The organism is Microthrixaceae bacterium, assembly GCA_023957975.1.
Classification (GTDB): Bacteria; Actinomycetota; Acidimicrobiia; order Acidimicrobiales; family Microtrichaceae; genus JAMLGM01.
Map to the genome: position 1 here is coordinate 23,294 of JAMLGM010000011.1, position 21,411 is coordinate 44,704.

The following is a 21,411-nucleotide window of genomic DNA, read 5'->3' on the forward strand; positions in this document are numbered from 1 at the left end:
AGAACAAGTTCAGGTTCGGGGCTCGACGGGTCGATAGCGAAGTCAATGGTGGATAACAAGAGAGTGCGGGATGCTGGTCCGCTCCTTGGCGGGCTCGACGATTTGGGACCGGTTGGCGATGCCTCCGGTGAACAGCCGGCGATGTGGTCGCCGGTCGATCCTCGACGGCGCGAGCTCCTCGACGTGTTGCACGTCGCGGTTCGAATCGTCGGCGCGAGTTCGGGCCGAATCGTCGACGGTGCGGGGATCGGCGACTTTGCCTCGACCGACTTTGCCTCGACCGGTCTTGCCTCGACCGACTGTGTGCCGGCGGTGCGTCACGAACTCGCTCATGAGTTGCGGATTGCGTTGCTGCACCCGACGTCGGGCGATCGGATCGGCGACATGGTCCTGCACGACAGCGAAGTTCCCTCCGACGGTGATCTTGCGGTCCTGCGACTGCTGGGCACGTTGGCGGCAGGAACCATCGCCGGTGTGGACCGCTATCGCGAGCTTCGACGCGGCCGGGTGCTCGGCTTGGTGGTGCTCGATGCCCAGGGCCGTTTGCGTTCAGCATCTCCCGATCTGGCGATGGCGTTCGGCGTCGACCTCGACCGTTCCCCCGACGTCGCCGGCCTCGACCTCGTGCACCCCGATGACCTCGAGACCGCGATGGCTGGACTGGCCAAGACGACGTCGTTTCCGGGAGAGAAGTTCCCCCTCGACGTGCGGTTGCGCCTCGGTGACGGTTCGTGGCTGCCGGTCGAGATGACCGCGCTGTCGAGCGAAACCGAGACGATCGACGGCGTCGTGTTGCAGGTCCGAGATGTGGTCGATCGAACCGCCGTGGACATGTTGGTGTCGCATCAGTCGTTGGTGTTGTCGATGATCGGTCGTGGCGAGCAGTTGGCCACCTCCCTCGGTGAACTCGCTCGCCTGGTGGCGCAACAGGTCGGGGGCGGCTGTGTCATCACGTTGCGCCGACGCGGCGAGAGCGCAGCGGCCGGCGACGATTCGAGTGAGGTGGTCGCCGCGTTCGGTGTCAGCGAGGCGTTCGCCGAGGCGGTCGACGCAACGGCGGTCGCAGCCGACTCGACTCCGTGGGGAACCGCAACCTTTCGCGCCCAGTCGACCCGGGTGGACGACCTGTTCGTCGAACCGTGCGGCGAATCGATGCCGGCGGTCTTCGACGAGCGATTTGGCCAACAGTTCGGCCGCAGGGCCGCACGTCGAATGGGCCAACGCGTCGGGTGTCGGGTCGTCCAACGCCCCGGAACCAGGGGCGAAGCGCTGGGGGCGCGCGGTGATCTCGGGCTGAGCGGGCGCGTGTCGTGCTGGTCGGTTCCCGTACTCGGTCGGTCGCCTTCCGACGCGATCGGCTGCATCTCGGTGTTCGAACCCGATGGCGATACCCCACGCCCCGATGGCGTACGGGTGCTGGGTGCCTGTGCGTCGATCGCCGCGCTTGCCATCGAGCGTGCGGCCGCCGAGGCGATTCTCACCTACGAGGCCAATCACGATGTGCTCACCGGTCTCGCCAATCGCAACGCGTTCATGCAGAAGCTCGGCGAGGCACTCGATGAGTCGGATGAACGCGGGTCATCCGTCGCGGTGATGTTCATCGACCTCGACCGGTTCAAGAACATCAACGACGCGTTGGGTCACAGTGCCGGCGACGAGCTGTTGAAGCTGGCCGCCGATCGGCTCGGTAGCTGTGTCGGTGACTTCGGGCTGGTGTCGCGTTTCGGTGGAGACGAGTTCACCGTGCTGTGTTCGCGAACCTCGCAACCGGAGATGGACCGGCTGGCCTCGGCGGTGATCGCGGCGTTTCAAACCCCGTTTGCTCTCGGTGAGCGTGCGGTGTTGATGACGTTGAGCCTCGGGGTCGCGTTCGCCGAGGGAACCCCGACCGCAGTGGTGGCGATCGTCACCCCTGAGGTGATGCTGCAACACGCGGATGCCGCGCTCTACGCCGCCAAGGAAGCGGGCCGAAATCGTGTGTGCGTGTTCGACGAGACGATTGCCGCGCAGGTGGTGGCACGTCTCGACATCGAACACGCGCTCGCGAGTGCGATCGAACGCCGCGAGTTCAGCCTCCACTATCAGCCCGAGGTGGACCTGAACTCCGAACGAGTTGTCGGGGTGGAGGCGGTCATGCGCTGGGACCACTCCGAGCGGGGCGCCATGTCTCCCGCCGAGTTCATCCCGGTGGCGGAGGAGACCGGCGCGATCGTGCGTCTCGGCGAGTGGGCATTGATCGAGGCGATCGCGCAGTTGTCGAAATGGGGCGGCGGGTCGGCCGCGGCCGGTGGGGCTAGTGCCGGAGCGGACGATCCCTTCACAATGTGGGTCAACATCTCGCCGGTTCAGCTCATGCAGCCGGGTTTCGTCGATCTCGTCGAAACTGCCATCGTCGAGGGGTCGGTGTCGCCTGATCGTCTGGGCCTTGAGATCACCGAGACCGCACTCATGGCCGATGCGCAACAGGCGCTTGAAACGATCGACGCGTTGAAGCGCATTGGAGTGCGGATCGCGATCGACGACTTCGGATCCGGGTACTCGTCGCTGGCGTATCTGCGCCAACTGAAGGCGGACATCGTCAAGATCGACCGCAGTTTCGTGAGCGACCTCGACACACCCGACGGGCACAATTTGGTCGCCGCGATCGTGAACATGGCCCACGCGGTGGGTTGTCGGACCGTGGCCGAGGGTGTGGAGACCGCCGATCAGTATCGGGCGCTCAAGGCGATGGGTTGCGACATGGCCCAGGGGTTCTGGTTGGCGCGGCCAGACGTTGCCCAGAACCGCCGACCCCAACTCGATCGCGGCGCCCCCCAGCCTGTTTCCCGATAACCAGTGGTCGTGATCACGACCACTGGTTATCGGAGAACAGGTCAGTCGGCAGGTCAGTCGGCAGGTCAGTCGGCGGCAGGTTAGGAGCCGGCGCGGAAGTCGACGATGAGGTCGCCGTCTTTGGTGACGGTCGCGCCGAAGTGACGCAGGCCCTCGCCGGTGATGTCCCAGGTCTCGTCGCCGCAGTTGGTGGTGAACACGTCGGCGTCGGCATCCCAGCGCAGGAAACAGTCGGCGCTGCGGCCTTCCGGGCGGGCGGCGAACACGTACCAGCCGGTGCGGAAGTCGTCGCCGACGTGACTGATGGCGATCGGGGTCTGCTGGGCGCCGGTGGGGTCGGGCAACAGGATCGGGCCGTCCGCGGCGATCGACTTCGCTTTGGATTCGGCGCTTCCCGTGTTCCAGGTGCCGCCGACCGATCGCTTCTCCCTCGAGGTTGCGCCGGTGTCGCCGTTCGCAGCCCGGATGAGGGCATAGCCGAGGGTGACCGCGAAGATCAGTGCGACGAGGGCGAGCAAGATCGAGCGGATCTGGGCGGAGGACGAGCGGCGTTCGATCGGCATGGTGGCTCCAGTCTTATCCCCACGTTGGCGGCTGGCCAAGCGGCGGCGGGCCAAGCGGCCGCGAGCCAAGCGCAGACCACGGGGCGCGGAGGCGGCGCGGTCGGTAGGGTCCTGTCATGCGGATTGGTTTGAGCTTTGCGAATCTGGGTCCCCTGGCGAGTGCTGAGGGTGCGGCGGCGCTCGGCGAGGCGTGCGACGCCCACGGCATCGAGTCGCTGTGGACCGTCGAGCACCCGGTGGTTCCGGCGAACTACGACTCCGAGTACCCCTATGACTCGTCGGGCAAGATGCCGATTCCCACCGAGTGGCCGTTTCCCGACCCGCTGGTGTGGCTGACTTGGGTGGCGGCCCATACCAAGAAGGTCCGCCTCGGCACCGGGGTGTTGATTCTGCCGTTGCGCAACCCGGTGGTTCTGGCCAAGGAGATCGCAACCCTCGATGCGATGTCGGGGGGTCGTGTCGAGTTGGGCATCGGTGTGGGGTGGCTCGAGGAGGAGTTCGCAGCGCTCGGTGTGCCCTTCGAGCGGCGAGGGGAGCGCACCGACGAGTACATCGAGGTGTTGCGGGCGTTGTGGTCGCCGGGGCCGACGAGCGCGGCGGGGCCGATCGTTCGTTTCGACGACATGGTGTCGAGCCCGGATCCGGTGCAGTCGAGCGTTCCGATCGTGGTCGGTGGCCACAGTCATGCTGCTGCACGTCGCGCCGGCCGTCTCGGCGACGGGTTCTTTCCCGGGCGTCAGGACGATCTGGCCGAGTTGGTGTCGACGATGCGCAAGACGGCGCGCGAGGCTGGCCGCGACCCCGACGACATCGAACTGACCTTCGCCGGCTCCAAGAGCGCCGAGAAGCGGCGTCAACTCGAGGACCTCGGGGCGAGTCGTCTCGTGTACGGCACCCCGATGGTGGGACCCGACGAGATGAACGCGGCCCTCGAGCGTCTACTCGACGCCGTGACCTGAGCGAACGTTGCGCGCGTCGGGCGGCGGGTCGGCAGCGCAGGCCAGCAACTGCTCGGCGAAGCCCGGCGTTTCTGCCACTTGTCTTGAACATGTAAAGTCGACCGACGTGCCGGCGAACGAAACGCCGGTCTGCATGAGGCCGCATTCATACGGCGCACCGACGAGGTGGAGGACCAGGCGTGGACCTGTTCGAATATCAAGGCAAGCAGTTCTTTGCGAAGTTCGGCATTCCGGTGTCCGACGGCGCAGCGACACAGGACGTGGACGAAGCGGTTGCGATCGCCGATCGGGTCGGGTACCCGGTGGTGATCAAGGCCCAGGTTCACGTCGGCGGTCGCGGCAAGGCCGGCGGCGTGAAGCTGGCGAACAACGCCGATGAGGCTCGCGAGCATGCGGGCAACATCTTGGGGCTCGACATCAAGGGCCACATCGTGGGCACCATCTGGGTCGAGCACGCATCCGACATCTCCGAGGAGTACTACGCGAGCTTCACCCTCGACCGTGGCGCCAAGAAGTACCTCGGCATGCTGTCGGCTGAGGGTGGTGTCGAGATCGAGGCCGTCGCCGAGGAGAACCCCGACGCCATCGCCAAGATCTGGATCGATCCGGTCGACGGGCTCGACGAGGCGACCGCCCGCACCTGGGTCGAGGCCGCCAAGCTCAACCCGGCCGCCACCGACGGTGCGGTCGACATCTTGTTGAAGCTCTACAACGCCTACACCGAGGGCGACGCCGATCTCGCCGAGATCAACCCGCTCATCCTCAAGCCGACCGGTGAGGTCCACGCGCTCGACGCCAAGGTGACCCTCGACGGCAACGCCGTGTTCCGTCACCCGGAATACGAGGAATACGACAAGACCCAGAACCGCGACGAGCGCGAGCAGGCCGCCCACGACAAGGGCCTGCAGTACGTCGGTCTCGACGGTTCGGTCGGCGTGATCGCCAACGGTGCGGGGCTTGCGATGTCGACCCTCGATGTCGTCAAGCAGGCCGGTGGCGAGGCGGCGAACTTCCTCGACATCGGCGGCGGCGCGAATGCCGACGTGATGGCCGGCGCGCTCGAGGTCATCAACAACGACCCCCGTGTGAAGTCGATCTTCATCAACATCTTCGGCGGCATCACCCGCGGCGAAGAGGTGGCGAACGGCATCATCACCGCTCTCGGCCGCGTGCAGATCGACGCGCCGATCGTGATCCGTCTCGACGGCACGAACGCCGATGAGGGTCGCGAGATCCTCCAGCCGCATCTGAGCGACAAGTTGCAGATGGCGCCGACCATGTTGGGTGCAGCCGCGAAGGCTGTCGAGCTGGCCGCGGCCCGCTGATCGAACGACCGTCAAGGAGACAGAACAATGTCGATCTTCATCGATGAGAACACCAAGGTCGTCTATCAGGGCCTGACCGGAAGCCAGGGTCGTTACTACGGCCTGTTGAACCGTGATTACGGCACCCAGGTCGTGGCGGGCACCAGCCCTTCCAAGGCCGGCACCGACGTCGACGGCATCCCGATCTTCGCCACCGTCGCCGAAGCTGTCGAGGCCACCGGCGCCACCGCGTCGTGCATCTTCATCCCGGCTCCGGGCGTGAAGAACGCCGTGATCGAGGCCGCCGAGGCGGGCATCAAGTTCATCGTGGTCATCACCGAAGGCGTGCCGGCCCACGACGAGGCCTGGTTCTACAACAAGTTGCAGCGCGACTTCCCCGACGTGCAGTTGCTGGGCCCGAACTGCCCCGGCATCATCAGCCCCGGCAAGGCGAACATCGGCATCACCGCCGGTCACATCGCCAAGCCTGCGGTGGCGGGTGAGAAGAACGTCGGCATCGTGAGCCGCTCGGGCACCCTGACCTATCAGGCGCTCTACGAACTGCAGCAGCAGGGCATCGGCGTGACCACCTGTGTCGGCATCGGCGGCGACCCGGTTCCCGGCACGACCTTCATCGATTGCCTCAAGGCGTTCGAGGCCGACCCCGAAACCCACGCCATCATGATGATCGGCGAGATCGGTGGTTCGGCGGAGGAAGAGGCGGCGGAGTTCATCAAGACCAGCGTCACCAAGCCGGTGTCGTCCTACATCGCGGGTGTGACCGCGCCGGCCGGCAAGAAGATGGGCCACGCCGGCGCCATCGTGTCGGGCAACGCGGGCACGGCTCAGGGCAAGATGGACGCCCTGCGCGCCGCCGGTGTGAAGGTCGGACTCAACCCGACCGAGGCCGGCGAGTTGATGGTGGAGATCATCAAGGGCCTCGGCTAAGCCAAGGGCCGCTGCTGGTGCCGACCCTGCTGGCCCCGCCGCTGGTTACAGGCCTCGAAACCCGCCGCTCCTGGTGCATCCTTGCCCGGGACGCGGCGGGTTCGGCGTTTTCAAGCCTCGTGAGGGAAGCGACGCTCCGCCAACCCGAACAAGATCCGTGCGACTTCCCGTTGTAACTCAGTGAGCCCGCTCATGATGCCGCTTGTTTGATCGGCTCGTGAGCGTGTTGCGTGACGAGGCCATTCCAAGCGGCTCGTAGTTCGCGTGGAAGCACGAGATCGGTCCATGCTTCACAGAGTAAGACGCCGTCGATGGTTTGTTCGATGTCGGCAGGCGTCCCTTCGCGGAGGAGGATTTCGTAGATTCGAAGGCGTTCGGCGCGCAGCGCGAGGTTGAAGCTCCGCGGTGGCCCGCTCCACCACAGGTGGGTGCCGGGGTTGAATCGTCGAAGTGCCAGATGCGGTGCGAGTCGCCACAACCGCGAGGGCACTGCGTATGGGCGACGACCTTCCGTCCATGTCCACGCGACTGGCGGCTCGACGATGAGTTCTGCGCCCGTCGCTTCCAGTAATTCGACAGCGCTGTGAAAGAGCGGCTCGCGGCGGCCGGACTCGTACGCGGTGATGTTCGGGCGGGCGACGCCAGATCGTTTCGAAAGCTCCGACTGGGTGAGCCCGCTCGCCCGTCTGGCTGAACCCAATGTGGAGGCGAACTTGGTCACGGTATGTATCGTAGTCGATACGTACCGTGATCGGGCGTGGTCCAGCGGAAGACGAGTCGGATCTGTCGAAGTCGCCCTGCTTCAACGGCACTGGAGACAAAGCCCGCCAATACAAGGCCCGTTGCCGATGTGGCTTCGCCGTGTTTGCCCTTGTGAGCCGGCCACAGGAGGTCGGCGCCCCTGCCCGCCCCTGCCCGCAGGGGTTGGTGGTGTTTGTCGGGTCGATCTAGCGACTCGCCGGCGGTGTTCGAAAGCGGGTCGGCGTCGGGCGGTAGCCTTGCGGCGTGAGCTCGATCATCTACACCTACACCGACGAGGCGCCGGCGCTTGCGACGCACTCATTCCTGCCGATCATTCAGGCGTTCGCGAAGGTCGCGGGTGTCCGGGTCGAGACCCGCGACATCTCGTTGGCGGGGCGCATCATCGCCAATTTCCCCGAGGGCCTGAGCGACACCCAACGCATCGGCGACGCGCTCGCCGAACTCGGCGACATCGTCACCCACGCCGAGGCGAACGTCATCAAGTTGCCCAACGTTTCGGCCTCGGTGCCCCAGCTCAAGGCGGCCATCGCCGAGTTGCGGGCGAAGGGGTACGACGTGCCCGAGTACCCCGATGATCCGGCCGACGACAACGAGGCGTCGATCCGGGAGCGGTACGCGAAGGTGCTCGGCTCGGCCGTGAACCCGGTGCTGCGCGAGGGCAACTCCGATCGTCGTGCTGCGGCATCGGTGAAGAACTACGCGAAGAAGCATCCGCATCGCATGGGTGCGTGGAAGTCGACCTCCAAGACGAACGTGGCGACGATGTCGGGCGGCGACTTCTTCAGCAACGAAAAGTCGGTCACGGTGCCGGAGGCGACCAACGTGTCGATCGTGCACGTCGCAGCCGACGGAACCGAGACCGTGTTGAAGTCGGGGCTCGCACTGCAGGCGGGTGAGGTGTTCGACGCGACGGTCATGAGCGCCGCCGCGCTGCAAGATTTCCTGGCCGACCAGATCGCCCGGGCGAAGGCCGATGGGGTGCTGTTCTCGGTGCACCTCAAGGCCACGATGATGAAAGTGTCGGATCCGATCATCTTCGGCCACGTCGTCAAGGCGTTCTTCCCGACCACCTTCGGAACCTACGGCGCCCTCATCGCCGAGGCCGGCGGCAACCCGAACCAGGGCCTCGGCCAGGTGCTCGCCGCGATCGAATCCCTGCCCGCCGCCGATGTCGGGCTCATCAAGGAGGCGATCGCCGCCGATTTCGCCAACGGTCCGGCGCTGGCGATGGTCGACTCCGACAAGGGCATCACGAACCTTCACGTGCCCTCCGACGTGATCGTCGATGCGTCGATGCCGGCGATGATTCGCGACTCGGGCAAGATGTGGGACGCCGCCGGCGAGCGCCAGGATTGCCTCGCGGTGTTGCCCGATGCCTCCTATGCCGGGGTGTATCAGACGGTCATCGACGACTGCCGCACCCACGGGGCCTTCGACCCGGCGACGATGGGTTCGGTGCCAAACGTCGGGCTCATGGCGCAGAAGGCCGAGGAGTACGGCAGCCACGACAAGACCTTCGAGATCGCCGCTGCCGGTGAAGTGAAGGTGATCGATCGGTCGGGTGCGTTGCTGTTCAGCCACGAGGTTGCGGCCGGCGACATCTGGCGTGCGTGTCAGACCAAGGACGTGCCGGTGCGCGACTGGGTTCGCCTTGCGGTCGAGCGGGCGCGCATCACCGGCGCCCATGCGGTGTTCTGGCTCGACGCAGCGCGGGCCCACGACGCCGAACTCATCGCCAAGGTCGAGGCGTACCTGCCCGAACACAACACCGACGGCCTCACCATTCGCATTCTCGCTCCGGCTGAGGCAACCGCCTACAGCCTCGAGCGCATCCGCCGCGGCGAGGACACGATCTCGGTGACCGGCAACGTGTTGCGCGATTACCTCACCGACCTGTTCCCGATTCTCGAACTCGGCACCTCGGCCAAGATGCTGTCGATCGTGCCGCTGCTCAACGGCGGTGGCCTGTTCGAAACGGGTGCCGGCGGATCGGCCCCCAAGCACGTGCAGCAGATCGAAAAGGAAAACCACCTGCGTTGGGATTCGCTCGGAGAGTTCCTGGCCCTGGGTGCGTCGTTCGAGCACCTCGCTCGGGTGAGCGGCAATCAGCGGGCCCAGGTGTTGGCCGACACCCTCGACACCGCGACAGCGAAGTTCCTCGACGAGAACCGTTCGCCCTCACGCAAGGCCGGCGAGATCGACAACCGCGGATCGCACTTCTACCTGGCGCAGTACTGGGCGAGGGCTGCGGCGAATCAGGCGGCCGATCCCAAACTCGCCGAGGTGTTCGGCCCGGTCGCCGACGCACTCGAGGCGAACGAGGACACGATCAACGCGGAACTGCTTGCGGTGCAGGGTTCGCCGGTGGATCTTGGTGGGTACTACAAGCCCGATGCCGCCAAGACCGATGCGGTGATGCGCCCGAGCGCGACGTTCAACGCGATCATCGACGGCGTCACCGCCTGAGTCGTTCGCCGCTCGCTCGCCGCACAGACGGCCGGCGGCAATGGGTCAAGTGGACCCTGTTCGCTGTCGGTGGTCGCCCATACAGTTCGACATCATGTTGAGCGTCCGTTCCGTCTTCGATGCGGCATCGTGTCGCCCCCTCGGCGTGGTCCGGTGGGGTGAGGCGGTGGGCCTCGATCGCCCGGGGGTCTACGTCGTCGCGTCGAGTGCGGAACTCGACGAGGCCGGGCCCGAGGCGCCGTGGCTGTCGCAATCGGCGGTCGAGGCATTGTTGGCGAGCCGGCCCGACCTCGCCCTCGATGGAACACACCCCACGGCGGAACAACTCGGTTGGCGTCTGTGGACCATGGGAGTTCCGGGGGCGGCGGTGTTCTACATCGGGGCGGCGGATCGTTCGGTGGCCAAGCGGGTCGACGAGATGTACCGAACCCCGGTCGGCGCCGACAAACCCCACCCCGACGGCTGGCCGCTGAAACTGCTGGCGAACCTCGACGAGATGTACGTGTGGTTCGCAGCGGCGAACGACCCGCGGGCGACGGCTTCCGCGATGCTCGACGCGTTCGTCGTCGGCACCCGAACGGTTTCGCTCGATCAGCATTGCGACCCGTTCGTCCCCATCCCGTATGGGAACAGCCGCGGCGGCGGGGGTCAGGTGAAACGACACGGCATCTCCATCGCCAGCGCCCGTGCCGGGTCGACAGAAGGCAAGGTGATCCGGGGCGAGTCGGCGACGGTCGAGTTGCCGTCGTTTCAGGGAATGCTGGCCGTCGCAGCGCCGGTGGCTCACGAGGAGCCGGCGGTCAGCCATCACCCGTTGCACCCGGCCGAGGACGATCAGCGGGTGGGTCTCGTCGCGCATGGCCACGCGGAGGCGCTGACCGCGGCCGATCTCACCAGCGGGGTCGTGCGAATCGTCAACGCCGCCCATGAGGTGTTTCACCACACGCCGTTGAATGTGCGGGTGTCGTTGCGCGGCGTCGATCTCGGCCTGGTGCGTTGGGAGCCCCGGCTGTCGACCGATGGCCGCCTGGCCGGTTCGCTGCAGATCGGCCGCCGCGCACTGGCCCGGGTGATGCGGGTGGGTGAGGCGCTCGAGGTGCGCGTCGACAACTCGGTGATCGTGCTCGAGTAGAGCGCTCGCCGCCCGCTCGGCCTCCTCGCCGCGAACTTTCTGCCAAATGCGACATCACGTGTCACTTTCGGCAGAAAGTTCGCGCACGGCCGGCAGAAAGTTTGAGCACTTCCGGCAGAAAGTTCGCGCACGGCCGGCAGGCGAGCGACTTTCAGTGCGCGAGAGCGGCGGCGACGTCGACGAGCGTGACGCGCTGGTCTCGGTCGGCCGCAGCTCGCAGTGACGCGGAGTACCCGGCGCGCGCGAACAGCAGGACTTCGAGGTCGCGGTCGAGGGTGAATCCGGCGGCCTCGAGTGCTGGAAGCTTGTACTCGTACAGGTCGCGCAGGATCGTCGCATCGAGTTTCCTCGTGCGCCACTTCGCTTCCCCCACGATGCTGACGCGTCTGCCCTGGCGGATCCCGACGATGTCGATCTCTTCGGTGTGACGTCCGGCGGAGGTGTGCCCGTGCTTCGTTGCCGCTCCCCACCATGAACCGACGGTGGGTGACTTCGTGCCTCGGTGGGTGCGGGTCCATCGTTGGCACCATCGTTCGAACTCGCCGGCGACGTGGTCGTGGAGCTGTTCGGAAATGATCGCATCGAAGAGGTCGTTTCCACTCAGGCCGTTTTCAAGTTCGTCCTGGTACGGAAAGACGAAACGAAACCAGAAGCGGAAGAACGGATCGAGGAGGTGCCAGTGTCCACCGCGCGCGCTCAGCCGGGCGCCGATGGGGAGTCGGCGGTCGACAATTCCGAGGTCGCTGAGGACGTTGAGATACTTCGAGAGCGAGGTTGCGGGCACACGCGTCGACTGGGCGATTTCGTTGAGCTCCTTGTCGCCTGTCGCGAGCGATTCGAGGATCGCGAAGTGCAGCCGTGGTTCTCCCAGTTCCTGTTCCAGCACGGTTCGTGCTTCGTCCCACAGCGCAGCGTTGTGGTTCAGCACCTGGTGGGCCAGTGCAGAGCGCAGGCTTCGATCTGCGCCGAGCGTGGTGAGGTAACGGGGCATCCCGCCGGTGATGGCGAATCGCTCGAATCGGCTGATGGGGTCGAGTTCGGTGAGAAACAGCGATGCCTCGGCGAATGCGAGCGGGCGGAGGTGCAGCGGGGCGAATCGTCCGAACAGCGGGTTGCGTTCGGTCTGCATCGCTTCCATCTGTTTGATCGCCGAGCCGCACAGGATCAGCTTGAGTTGTGACCGGTCGCGTTCGTGTTCGATGACCGCCTGAACCGCGGTGAGCGCTCGGTCGGTTGCCTGCTCGCCCGAGGGGAGGAGCCACGGGAATTCGTCGATGACGACGAGGACGCGTTCGTCGCGTGCGATCCGGTACAGAGTGGAGAACAGCGACGCGAGATCGGGCAACTCCGGTACCACGCCGAGGATCGCTTCGAGGGCTCGGGCAAAGGTTGCGAGCTGCGCTCCGGGGGCGACCTTGTGCGCAACGAGCAGGATCGCTGGCTTGCCGTGGGCGAATCGTCGGAAAAGCCACGATTTGCCGACACGGCGCCGGCCGAAGAGGTTGATCGGCAACGCGTCGTCGTCGTTCCACCATGACTCGAGGCGAGCAAGCTCATCGACGCGGTCGATGAAGCGGTCGATCATCGGGAATTCGAACGTCGGGACCGTCATAGATCTAATATACGAGATGGTAGATTACCGGTTGGTATATTGATGTGTTCGAGTGGCTGTACGTTGCCTCAGCACGGTGCTCAACACCTGCGCGACCCGCTGAGGCTCGTCGACGACTTGGCGCCACGTGAACCGCAGCGTCTCGTAGCCGTGCACCGACGCTTCCTGGTCGCGTCGGCGGTCGCGGTCGAAGGCCTCGTCGCGGGCGTGGAAGCGGCGGCCGTCGAGCTCGACGACGACCCGTTCGTCGACGAACGCGAAGTCGACCCGGCCGCGCTCGTTCGCCATCCACGGCATCGTCACCTGCCGGTTCGGTTGAGTGAGGCCGAGCCCGTCGACCAGGACGCTGAAGCGCCGCTCGAGTTCGGATTCCGTCGGCGGCTTGGAATCCAAGGCCGCCAGCGCTGCCCGCATGTTCCGGGTGCCGGGCCGTCCTTGGCCGGCAAGTCGCTCGAACGTGGCGTAGAGCCGATCGAAGGTCGTGCGTCGTTCGACGAGTTGCCCCTCGATGATCGATCGCAACGCCGCCGGCCCGAGGATTGCGGCGAGGTCGAACAGGGTTCGTTCGAGCGTGGTGACGACGAGACCAGATCGCCGCGTGATGTCCGCAGGCGTGAGCACGGTCTTTTTGATGCGAGCCCCGGGGCATCGGGTGCGTCCTCCGGGTGGCGTGATCACGTCGATGATCTGGTCGCCGCCAGGGCAGTCGATGCCGTGCACCCGGGCCGTGCTGCGCCCTGCGATGACCGCGTCGGGCATCACTGAGGCGATCGCGAACGCCCGGGTCCAGAACGTCTCGGGCACGCCCACGAGTACGAGCGCGCCACACTCCATTCGCCGCCAGATTCCGCGCTCGATCCGGTGTCGCTGCTGGCGTGGGGTCAGCCCGACCTGTTCGATCACCGCCGGCATGACGACCCCATGGGTTCGTTCCACCGACGCCAACAACTCGGCTTCATCCATCGCCATCGCGTTGTCCCTTCATCGTGGAGATGTCGGGAAGCGCTGCGCGGCCTCCGATGCGCGGCCTCCGATGCGTGGCGTCAGTGTGCGGCGTCAGTGTACGGCGTCGGGGGCGGACGGTGCGACGCGAATCTGTGCGGGTCGCGAACTTTGTGCCAAAAGCGACACGTGGTGTCACTTCCGGCACAAAGTTCGCGGCAGGTCGCGCAGGCGGGGCGCGGCAGGCGCGGGGCGGGCGGGGCAGGCGGGGCGGACGGGGCAGGCGGGGCAGGCGCGGGGCGGAACTAGCCTGCGCTCGTGTCTCGCATCGCGCTCGTTACCACCGACCCGGGGGAGATCGGCTTCGACGATCCCGATCTCATCCCGCTGCTCGAAGCCATCGCTGCGGCCGGCCACGAGGTCACCACGGCGAGTTGGCGCGACGACTCGGCGCCGTGGGAGCGCTTCGACCTGGCGGTGATCCGCAGCCCGTGGGACTACATGCATCACGAGCGGCGGTTTCTCGAATGGCTCGAGGCGGTGGCGCAGCGCACGTCGTTGTGGAATCCGCCCGAGCTGATCGCCTGGAACCTCAACAAGCGGTATCTGCTGGAACTCGACGTGCACGGGGTGCCGGTCGTGCCGACGCTGTTGGCGACGTCGCCGTCGGAGGTCGGCGAGGCGATCGAGGCGATCCGTGATTCGGGCTTCGACGATGTCGTGGTGAAGCCGACGGTGTCGGCCGGTTCGATCGACACGGGGTTGTTTGCGGCGAACGATCCGGCGGCGATGGAGCTCGCTCGTCACATCCTGGAGATCGGCAAGACGGTGATGGTGCAGCCGGCGATTCCGTCGGTCGCCGAGGTCGGCGAGCGGGCGCTGGTGTTCTTCGACGGCGAGTTGTCGCACGCGTTCAGCAAGGGCCCGCTGTTGACGCACGGCGGGGGACTGCGCTCGGGCACCTACACCGAGGTGCTCGAGTTCGTGACGGCGACGGTGGATGAGATCGATGTTGCGTCCCATGCGATGGAGGTCATTGCGCGGATCGCCCCGGGCCTCGATGGTGCGGCGCCGCTGTATGGGCGCCTCGACCTGGTCGCCACCGACGACGGTCCGCTGCTGTTGGAGGCCGAGCTGTTCGAACCCTCCTACAACGTGTGGCTGGCGGAGGGGTCGGCGCAACGGTTCGTCGCAGCCCTCGAGCGCCGACTCGACCACTGACTCGACTACTGACCCGAGCGCTGCCGAAACCGGCTGCCGAAACCGGTAGCGATCAGGAGGCGCAGGCGCCGGCGTCGTGCGCGGTGATGTGTCCGGCCTGGTGCAGCCATCTGTAGGTGTCGCGCATGGTGTCGGCGACGGGGCGCAGCGTCACGCCGAGTTCGAGCTCGTTCGCGGTCGAGTCGTACGGGCAGGCCTGGGTGGCCTCGACCATCGTCTCGTGGCTGAGCTCGAAGTCGACGGGCAGGCGCAGATGCGTGAGGTCGACGAGCCGGCCGACCCCTCGAAGCGCGGCGCCGGGTGCGGGGTAGCGCCGCACGTGACGGCCGCGCACCTCGTCGCACACGTCGAGAAACTGCGCCCACGGCAGGTAGTGCCCGCCGGCCATGATGCGTCGGGGTCCGTGGCCGGGTTCGAGCATCGCGGCGACCATGGCGGCGAGGTCGCGGACGTCGATCAGGTTGAATCCCGACGAGGTCATCGGCATGGAACGGGTCGAGGAGATGGCCATCGTGTGCACGGCGGTGACGCTCGGCGAGTCGGGGCCGGTGACCGCCGACGGATAGATGGTGGCGACGGGAACTCCGGCGGCCTGCATGCCGCGACACATCCATTCGCAGTCGACTTTCGAGGCCGAGTAGCCGTTGGTGGATTGGCGCAGCGGCGCATCGATGGTGGTGAGCGGCGGCGTCGACTGCAGCACCGACACCGAACTGACGTGCACGATCGGGTCGCATCCGGCTCGGGCCGCGGCGCCGAGCACGTTGGCCGCGGCGACGGTGTTGGTGCGGTGGGCTTCGGCGGCCTGACGGCGGTGAAGTGCGACCATCGCCGCGGCGTGTACGACGGCGTCGCACCCGTCGATCGCGGCGCCGACCGTGGCGGGGTCGGTGACGTCGCCCACCACGAGGTCGCAGCGGTCGGCCGCCTCGCCGAGTAGTGCCCGCGCCTTGGCCGGGTCGCGCACCAGCAGTCGCAGGTCGTGGCCGGCGGCGTCGATGGCCCGCACGGCGTGTGATCCGACAAAGCCGGTGGCTCCCGTCACGAGCACCTTCACCGTTCGCCTCCTCTGATTCGTCGCGATCATCGTCGCTGGCGCTCGCTGGCTGCGGTCGCCGCGTCGCCTGTGTGGGCGCCGCGACGTCACGATATCGATCCGGTTCGCGCCGTGTCAGAACCCATCAGTAGGGTGTGGTCCATGGCCCGGACCCGAGTCTCCACGTCGACGGCGAACTTCGGTTCCGGGCGCCGCGAGGCACACGACGCCTCGGCGTTCTACGACCGTTTCGTCGCCCCGGAGATCTCCACCGACACGACGGTGAATCCGCCCGCCGAGGTCGACGTCATCTACGAGGCCGATGCGCGTTCGATGGACAAGGTCGCCGACAACTCGGTGGCGCTCGTGGTCACGTCGCCGCCGTATTTTGCGGGCAAGCAGTACGAAGAAGACCTCGGGGTCAACGGGGTTCCGGCGGATTATCTCGAGTACCTCGAGTTGTTGCGTGACGTGTTCGCCGAGTGCAAGCGGGTGCTCGAACCGGGCGGGCGGATTGCGGTGAATGTGGCGAATCTGGGGCGGCGGCCGTACCGCTCGTTGTCGGGCGATGTCACCGCCATCCTGCAGGATCTCGGGTTGTTGTTGCGCGGCGAGGTCGTGTGGTGGAAGGGGCGTGCCGCGGGCGGTTCGTGCGCATGGGGGACGTTTCAGCGCCCGTCGAATCCGGTGCTTCGCGACGTGACCGAACGCATCGTGATCGCCAGCAAGGGTCGCTTCGACCGTGCGCTCACCCCAGCGCAGCGCCTGGCGGACGACCTGCCGTCGACGGCCACGATCTCGCGCGAGGAGTTCATGGAGGCGACGACCGACCTGTGGGAGATCCCGCCGGAGCGGGCGACCCGTGTCGGCCATCCCGCCCCGTTTCCGGTCGAGCTGCCGTTGCGGGCCATCGAGCTGTACACCTACGTCGACGATGTCGTGCTCGACCCGTTCATGGGGTCGGGCAGCACTGCGGTGGCGGCGGTTCGGTCCGGGCGCCGGTTCGTGGGTTTCGACATGGACCCGAACTACATCGAGATCGCGAATCGTCGGGTCGACGAGGAGCGCGAACGCATCGAGGTGTCGGCGGAGGGCGGGGTGGGCTCGGACGTCCACGTCGAGTTGCGTGCCGACGATTTTCGTGGCCCGGTCGACGACAGCCTCAAGACGGCGATTCGCGATGGGCGTCAGGTGCGCGAGTTGGCCGAGATCGTGTTGCGAGACGCGGGGTTCAACGACATTCGTGTCGACGTGAAGCCGCGGGGGTTGGGTATCACGTTGAGTCTGGTGGCCGCCGATGCGGGCGGACGCGACTGGGCCTTCGACGTGACGGGAGCCTTGACGACGGTGCGCGGCGGCCTGCGACGCACCGACAATCTGTGGAAGTCGCTCGCCACCGCTGCGGTTCTGCATGCCGGGCAGACCGCGGGCGGTGACGGCGGCGATGGCAGCGGCGGCGGCGATGCCATGCCGCTGGTGTTGATGACCACCGACGTGCCGAAGAAGGGGTCGTCGGGGTGGCGTGCGTTGCAGACGGTGATGGGGGAGGGCCGCGCGGTGTTTGATGTGGTGGAGGTCCTGAACCCCGAACATCACGAGCGCCTCGCCACCTACGCCCGCGCCAGCTCGTTCTCCGATAACCAGTGGTCGTGATCACGACCACTGGTTATCGGAGAACGAGCAAGGCGGCAGGCTTTCGCCACGTTCGCCACGTGGGGTCGGTGCAAGTAGCCTTGCGCCGGTGAATCTGGCCGTGCTCGCCTCCGGCAGCGGGACCCTCCTCGACGCGATTTTGACTTCAGGGCTGCCGATTTCGGTGGTCGGGGTCGATCGCACCTGTCGGGCCGAAGAGGTCGCTGCGGCGCACGGGGTCGAGTGCATCAAGATCGAGCGCGGCGACTTCACCCCCGCCTTCGACCGCGAGGCCTACGACGCCCGCTGGGTCGAGGCGCTCGCGCCCTATGAGCTCGATCTCATCGTGATGGCGGGGTACGGCACGATCCTCAGCGAAGTGATGCATGCCGCCTACCCGCATCGCATCCTCAACACCCATCCGGCGTTGTTGCCGTCGTTCAAGGGCTGGCACGGGGTGCGTGATGCGCTCGACTACGGCGTGAAGGTGACCGGATGCACGGTGCACATCGCCACGCTCGGCGTCGATGAGGGGCCGATCCTCGCCCAGGAGGCGGTGCCCGTGCTCGACGACGACGACGAGGCGAGCCTGCACGAGCGCATCAAGGACGTCGAGCGTCGTTTGTATGTCGACACGATCCGTCGTGTCATGGAGACCCCGAACCTGTTGCTCGGCCGCCGCGCCGACGCCACGGCCGACCCCGGCTGATGACCCCGGCTGATGACCCCGGCAGATGAAGCCGACCGAAGGAGTTGTGTGAGATGAGAGCGCTGCTGAGCGTCTACGACAAGACCGGCGTGGTGGAATTCGCCACGGCGTTGCACGAACTCGGCGTCGAGTTGATCAGTTCCGGCGGCACTGCGAAGGCGATCGCCGCGGCGGGCGTCCCGGTGACCGACGTGGCCGAGTTCACCGGGTATCCGGCGATGTTGGGGCACCGGGTCGTGACGTTGCATCCGCTCGTGCACGGGGCGATCCTCGCCGACCGCAACGACGCCGATCACCAGGCCGACATCGAGCGCTACGACATCCGCCCGATCGATCTGGTGGTGGTGAATCTCTATCCGTTCTCGTCGGATCCCAGCGTGGAACTGCTCGACGTGGGCGGGCCGACGATGGTGCGGGCCGCGGCGAAGAACCACGAGTTTGTGGGCGTTTTGGTCGACCCGACCGATTACGACTCGGTGCTCGACGAGATCCGGGCGAACGGCGAGTTGTCGTCGGGGTTGCGTCGGCGCCTGGCCCGCAAGGCGTTCGCGGTGACCGCGGCCTACGACACCGAGATCGTGCAATGGCTCGACTCGCTCGACTCGCCCTCGGGTGTCGCCGACTCGCCCGCCGCTCCTGAAGGTGACGCGCAGCCCGACGCCGCCGCGCAGCTCCCCGAAACCCTGCACATCGCCGCGGTCCGCTCGGAGGTGTTGCGTTACGGGGAGAACCCCCATCAGGTCGGGGCACGTTATGTCACCGCCAATGGCGATTCCTGCTGGGAGAGCGCGGTCGTTCACCAGGGCAAGGCGATGTCGTATCTGAACGTGTACGACGCCGATGCCGCGTGGCGGTTGGTGTGGTCGCTCGGCGAGGAACGTCCCGCCGCGGTGGTCATCAAGCATGCGAACCCGTGTGGGGTGGCGGTGGCCGACACGATCGAGGAGGCGTACCGCCTGGCACACGAGTGCGATCCGATCTCGGCCTTCGGGGGCATCGTGGCGTTGAACCGCCCGATGACCAGGGCGGTTGCCGAGTCGTTGGTGAACGTGTTCACCGAGGTGGTCGTGGCCGAATCGTATGAGCCGGGTGCGCTCGAGGTGCTGGGGTCCAAGGAGAACCTGCGGGTGATCGAAACCCGTCGCCCGGTCGCGGCGGCGCTCGACGTCCGCGGCATCGAGGGCGGGTGGTTGGTGCAGACGACCGACGTGGTCACCATCGATCGTTCGGCGTGGAAGGTCGTGACCGACCGGGCGCCGTCGGATGCGGAGATGATCGACCTCGAGTTGGCGTGGAAGGTGGCGGCGAAGGTCACCTCGAACACGATCGTGTTGGTGAAGGACGGCCAGGCGGTCGGCATCGGTGCGGGGCAGCAGAATCGCCGCGACTCGGGTCGGATCGCAGCGGAGAAGGCCGACGGCCGCGCGGCGGGCGGCGCGTGTGCGTCGGATGCGTTCTTCCCCTTCCGCGACGGGCTCGACGCAGCGATCGAGGCGGGGGCGACCGCGGTGATCCAGCCGGGCGGGTCGATCCGCGACCAGAAGGTCATCGACGCCGCGAACGAGGCGGGCATCGCCATGGTCTTCACCGGCGAGCGTCACTTCAAGCACTGAGGCTTCGGGCGCCGCGCGGCTCGGCGCCGCTCGGAGCGCTCGGCACCGCTCGTTCGTTTGCTCGCGAAGTTTCTGCCAGAAACGACATCACGTGTCACTTCTGGCAGGAAGTTCGCGCTACGCGGGTTCGGTCCAGAGCGATGCGATCGGCGCGGCGGCGATCCGGTCGGAGAGTGCGAAGAGAGACGGACCGGTGTGGAGGACGACGCCAGCGACGAATCGTTCGCCGAGCGTGTCGCGCAACCATTCGATGTGGGCGCCGTCGGCACGGCTCGGCGCAGAGGATGCTTTCACTTCGATCGCGATGACTCGATCTCCGCTGAGTTCGACGAGGAGGTCGATTTCGCGGCGGCCGTTCTTGTCGCGGAGATGGAAGAGCCGTGGTCGAGGTCCGCTCACCGCCAGCTCCAGATCGAAGTTGTGCAGCGACGAAGGTGTCGATCCGCGACCCAGGATGTCCCCGTCTCATGACGCTGCGGGCGTCCATGCGGAGTGCTGCGCCGATGAGCGACGCATCGGTGATGTAGCGCTTCGGCGTCTTGACGAGTCGCGAGAGTCGATTCGTGAGCCACGCGGGCACGGCATCGAGGACGAACAAGTTCGAGAGAAGCCGCTCGTAAGCGTTTGCCGTCCGCCGGTCGACGGCCGCGGCTCCGAAGATCGTGTTGTCAGCCACAATCCCCGCGGAGTTGAGCGCCAACGTCTCAAAGTACCGCTCCAACAGGACGGGATCTCGACCCGATATGTCGACCGCGTCGCGCGTCAGCAGCTGATCGAGGTAGCTGGCGAGCCAGCGTTCGCGACCTGATCCGTTTAGCCTGAGCGCCGCGTCCGGGAATCCGCCACGAAGCGCCAACTCGATGTAGCCGACAAGGTCCGGTGGCGCTGTTGGTGTGCCGAGCGCCATTGGATCACCAGCGGCCAGTACCGCGAGCGGACCCCGTTCGCCGATGGACCCTACGATTTCGCGCTCGGACAGCCCCCACATGTCGAGACGGATCAGCCGACCGGTCCCGGGCCATGTCTCGGCCACAAGGTCGGCCCGAATGCTGCCCGTCAGAATGAACCGACCAGGCCGACTGTCATCGTCCACGGCACGCTTGACTGCACCGAGCACGCCAGGAACGGCCTGCCACTCGTCGAGGAGCACCGGCTCATCAAAACTGGCGAGGGCCGCATCGGCGTCCGCGACGAACGCGGCCGCCTCGGCGGGCCGGTCGAGACGAACGACGCTTTTTGCGTACCGGCGAGCGGTCGTGGTCTTTCCGGATGCACGTGGTCCGACGACAAGTACAGCGGGGTGCACGCGGATGACCTCGCTGAGCTCGTCATCGAGGAATCGACGTACGTACTGATCGGACATGTCGCCAGGATACCGTCGCAGACCAGGCTTCGATGCTCATCTGGACCACCGCGCGATGTCGTTCTAGACCACTCACCGATGTCGGTCTGGACCGTCGGTCTGGACCGTCGGTCCGGGTGGTCGGCGCTGGGTGGTCGGCACGCGCTCGCCGCTCGCCGCCGCTCGGCGCTGCTCGTCCGCGAAGTTTCTGCCAGAAACGACATCACGTGTCACTTTTGGCAGAAAGTTCGCGAGGAGATCGGTGACCAAACGCCGCCATGAACGGCGTCGGGGCGGGGTCCGTAGTCGGACGCCCACCCCGACGACTGCTCGCCACA

Annotated in this window: 16 protein-coding genes; 10 read left to right on the forward strand and 6 right to left on the reverse strand. The window is 66.6% G+C overall.

Annotated elements, in window-relative coordinates; translation table 11 throughout:
- Window positions 1-48: 48 nt before the first annotated feature.
- The gene (locus M9952_14555) at window positions 49-2,832 is read left to right on the forward strand and encodes a GGDEF domain-containing protein (GenBank protein ID MCO5314144.1); all 2,784 of its coding nucleotides are present in this window, start codon (window positions 49-51) and stop codon (window positions 2,830-2,832) included.
- Between the two features lie 80 nt (window positions 2,833-2,912).
- Here M9952_14555 and M9952_14560 read toward each other — a convergent pair whose 3' ends face one another.
- Window positions 2,913-3,395: a hypothetical protein gene (locus M9952_14560; protein MCO5314145.1), complete on the reverse strand. Its 483-nt coding sequence runs from the start codon at window positions 3,393-3,395 to the stop codon at window positions 2,913-2,915.
- A gap of 116 nt (window positions 3,396-3,511) precedes the next feature.
- Here M9952_14560 and M9952_14565 point away from each other — a divergent pair, with 116 nt between their 5' ends.
- From M9952_14565 to sucD, 3 genes are all read left to right on the forward strand, one after another.
- On the forward strand, window positions 3,512-4,354 hold the full coding sequence (locus tag M9952_14565) for an LLM class F420-dependent oxidoreductase (protein ID MCO5314146.1): 843 nt from the start codon (window positions 3,512-3,514) through the stop codon (window positions 4,352-4,354).
- 179 nt (window positions 4,355-4,533) lie between these two features.
- Window positions 4,534-5,679 (forward strand): ADP-forming succinate--CoA ligase subunit beta, encoded by a 1,146-nt coding sequence (gene sucC, locus M9952_14570; protein ID MCO5314147.1) that lies wholly within the window; start codon window positions 4,534-4,536, stop codon window positions 5,677-5,679.
- A 27-nt stretch (window positions 5,680-5,706) separates the two neighbouring features.
- Window positions 5,707-6,606 carry a succinate--CoA ligase subunit alpha gene (sucD, locus tag M9952_14575; GenBank protein MCO5314148.1) on the forward strand — a complete coding sequence of 300 codons (900 nt, stop codon included), beginning with the start codon at window positions 5,707-5,709 and terminating at the stop codon, window positions 6,604-6,606.
- A gap of 190 nt (window positions 6,607-6,796) precedes the next feature.
- Here the strand turns inward: sucD and M9952_14580 are convergent, their stop codons facing one another.
- On the reverse strand, window positions 6,797-7,327 hold the full coding sequence (locus tag M9952_14580; protein MCO5314149.1) for a helix-turn-helix domain-containing protein: 531 nt from the start codon (window positions 7,325-7,327) through the stop codon (window positions 6,797-6,799).
- Window positions 7,328-7,611: 284 nt separating this feature from the next.
- Here M9952_14580 and M9952_14585 point away from each other — a divergent pair, with 284 nt between their 5' ends.
- Window positions 7,612-9,834 (forward strand): NADP-dependent isocitrate dehydrogenase, encoded by a 2,223-nt coding sequence (locus tag M9952_14585; GenBank protein ID MCO5314150.1) that lies wholly within the window; start codon window positions 7,612-7,614, stop codon window positions 9,832-9,834.
- Window positions 9,835-9,928: 94 nt separating this feature from the next.
- Window positions 9,929-10,966, forward strand: coding sequence for a hypothetical protein (locus M9952_14590; protein MCO5314151.1), 1,038 nt, complete (start codon window positions 9,929-9,931; stop codon window positions 10,964-10,966).
- 151 nt (window positions 10,967-11,117) lie between these two features.
- On the opposite strand, the gene M9952_14595 is transcribed toward M9952_14590, so the two are convergent.
- A complete protein-coding gene (locus tag M9952_14595; GenBank protein MCO5314152.1) occupies window positions 11,118-12,578 on the reverse strand; it encodes an ATP-binding protein in 1,461 nt (486 codons plus the stop codon).
- Between the two features lie 24 nt (window positions 12,579-12,602).
- Entirely contained in the window at window positions 12,603-13,547 is a 945-nt protein-coding gene (locus tag M9952_14600; protein MCO5314153.1) for a DUF559 domain-containing protein, read from the reverse strand.
- 291 nt (window positions 13,548-13,838) lie between these two features.
- Here M9952_14600 and M9952_14605 point away from each other — a divergent pair, with 291 nt between their 5' ends.
- A complete protein-coding gene (locus tag M9952_14605; protein MCO5314154.1) occupies window positions 13,839-14,741 on the forward strand; it encodes a hypothetical protein in 903 nt (300 codons plus the stop codon).
- A gap of 52 nt (window positions 14,742-14,793) precedes the next feature.
- Here M9952_14605 and M9952_14610 read toward each other — a convergent pair whose 3' ends face one another.
- Complete coding sequence (locus M9952_14610; protein ID MCO5314155.1) at window positions 14,794-15,798, reverse strand: NAD-dependent epimerase/dehydratase family protein; 1,005 nt, start codon at window positions 15,796-15,798, stop codon at window positions 14,794-14,796.
- Between the two features lie 141 nt (window positions 15,799-15,939).
- On the opposite strand from M9952_14610, the gene M9952_14615 reads away from it, so the two are divergent.
- The 3 genes from M9952_14615 to purH all read left to right on the forward strand — a co-directional run bounded on the left by M9952_14615 (window position 15,940) and on the right by purH (window position 19,731).
- Window positions 15,940-17,430 carry a site-specific DNA-methyltransferase gene (locus M9952_14615; GenBank protein ID MCO5314156.1) on the forward strand — a complete coding sequence of 497 codons (1,491 nt, stop codon included), beginning with the start codon at window positions 15,940-15,942 and terminating at the stop codon, window positions 17,428-17,430.
- An 88-nt stretch (window positions 17,431-17,518) separates the two neighbouring features.
- On the forward strand, window positions 17,519-18,118 hold the full coding sequence (purN, locus tag M9952_14620; protein MCO5314157.1) for a phosphoribosylglycinamide formyltransferase: 600 nt from the start codon (window positions 17,519-17,521) through the stop codon (window positions 18,116-18,118).
- 53 nt (window positions 18,119-18,171) lie between these two features.
- Complete coding sequence (purH, locus tag M9952_14625; protein ID MCO5314158.1) at window positions 18,172-19,731, forward strand: bifunctional phosphoribosylaminoimidazolecarboxamide formyltransferase/IMP cyclohydrolase; 1,560 nt, start codon at window positions 18,172-18,174, stop codon at window positions 19,729-19,731.
- Window positions 19,732-19,848: 117 nt separating this feature from the next.
- Here purH and M9952_14630 read toward each other — a convergent pair whose 3' ends face one another.
- Window positions 19,849-20,130, reverse strand: a complete 282-nt coding sequence (locus tag M9952_14630; GenBank protein MCO5314159.1) for a DUF4143 domain-containing protein — start codon at window positions 20,128-20,130, stop codon at window positions 19,849-19,851.
- Between the last annotated feature and the right edge of the window lie 1,281 nt (window positions 20,131-21,411).